1 protein-coding gene is annotated in these 1,467 nt (G+C 75.3%); it reads left to right on the top strand.

Going from position 1 to position 1,467, the window contains the following annotated elements:
• On the top strand, nucleotides 1-1,467 hold a 1,467-nt coding region (locus T398_RS26770; RefSeq protein ID WP_496450576.1), incomplete at both ends, for a beta-ketoacyl synthase N-terminal-like domain-containing protein.

Here is a 1,467-nt window from a genome sequence, read left to right as displayed (position 1 = left end):
GTGAGGGTGGTTTCGTCGACGCCGCCGCCGAGTTCGACGCCCGCCTGTTCGGCATCTCCCCCCGCGAAGCCCTCGCCATGGACCCCCAGCAACGAATGCTGCTGGAGGTGTCCTGGGAGGCGCTGGAACGCGCCGGCATCGCCCCGGACTCGCTGCGCGGCACGCCCACCGGCGTGTTCGTCGGCGCGGCGTCCTCCACCTACGGCGTCGGTGTCGACCTGCCCGACGAGGTGGAAGGACACCTGTTGACCGGCGCGGCGACAAGCATCATGTCCGGTCGGGTGGCCTACCAGTTCGGGCTGGAAGGCCCGGCCGTCACCGTCGACACCGCGTGCTCGTCGTCGCTTGTCGCGCTGCACCTGGCCGCGCAGGCGCTGCGCGCCGGCGAGTGCGACCTCGCCCTCGCCGGCGGCGTCACCGTGCTGACCAACCCCAGCATCTTCACCCTGTTCGCCCGGCAGCGCGGCCTCGCCGCCGACGCCCGGTGCAAGCCGTTCGCCGCCGCCGCCGACGGCACCAGCATGGCCGAGGGCGCGGGCGTGCTCGTCGTCGAGCGGCTGTCGGACGCCCGCCGCCACGGCCACCGCGTGCTCGCCGTGGTCCGCGGCAGCGCGGTCAACTCCGACGGCGCCTCGAACGGCCTGACCGCCCCCAACGGGCCCGCCCAGCAGCGGGTCATCACCCAGGCGCTGGCGAACGCGAACCTCGCCGCAACCGACGTCGACGCGGTCGAGGCGCACGGCACCGGCACCGCGCTGGGTGACCCGATCGAGGCGCAGGCGTTGCTGGCGACCTACGGGCAGGACCGGGACCGGCCGTTGTGGTTGGGGTCGGTGAAGTCGAACATCGGCCACACCCAGGCCGCGGCCGGCGTGGCCGGGATCATCAAGATGGTCATGGCGGTGCGACACCAGGAGCTGCCGGCGTCGCTGCACGTCGACGCGCCGACCCCGGAGGTCGACTGGTCCGCCGGAGCCGTCCGGCTGCTCACCGAGGCCCGGCCCTGGGACACCACCGACGAGCGGCCCCGCCGCTTCGCCGTCTCCTCCTTCGGCATCAGCGGCACCAACGCCCACGCGATCCTCGAAGCGCCGCCCGCCGAACCCGCACCTCCCGCGCCGGAGCCGGTGGACCGTCCCGTGGTCTGGGCGGTGCACGGCCGCACCGGGGCGGCGCTGCGGGCGCAGGCCGCCAACCTGCGGGAGCTGCTCGCCGGGCACCCCGCCCCGGCCGACGTCGCGGTCTCGCTGGCCACCACACGGGCCCGACTCGCCCACCGCGCGGCGGTCGTCGCCGCCGACCTGCCGGGCTTCCTCGCCGGGCTCGCCGAGATCGAGGCCGGCCGGGCCGGCGGCGTCGCCGCGGCCGGGAAGACCGCGTTCCTGTTCACCGGTCAGGGTGCGCAGCGCATCGGGATGGGTGCCGGTCTGGTGGGGCGGTTCCCGGTGTTCGCGGAGGTGTTCGACG

The sequence above is a fragment of the Salinispora goodfellowii genome (assembly GCF_059570675.1).
This window is presented reverse-complemented; position numbering and strand designations above follow the sequence as displayed.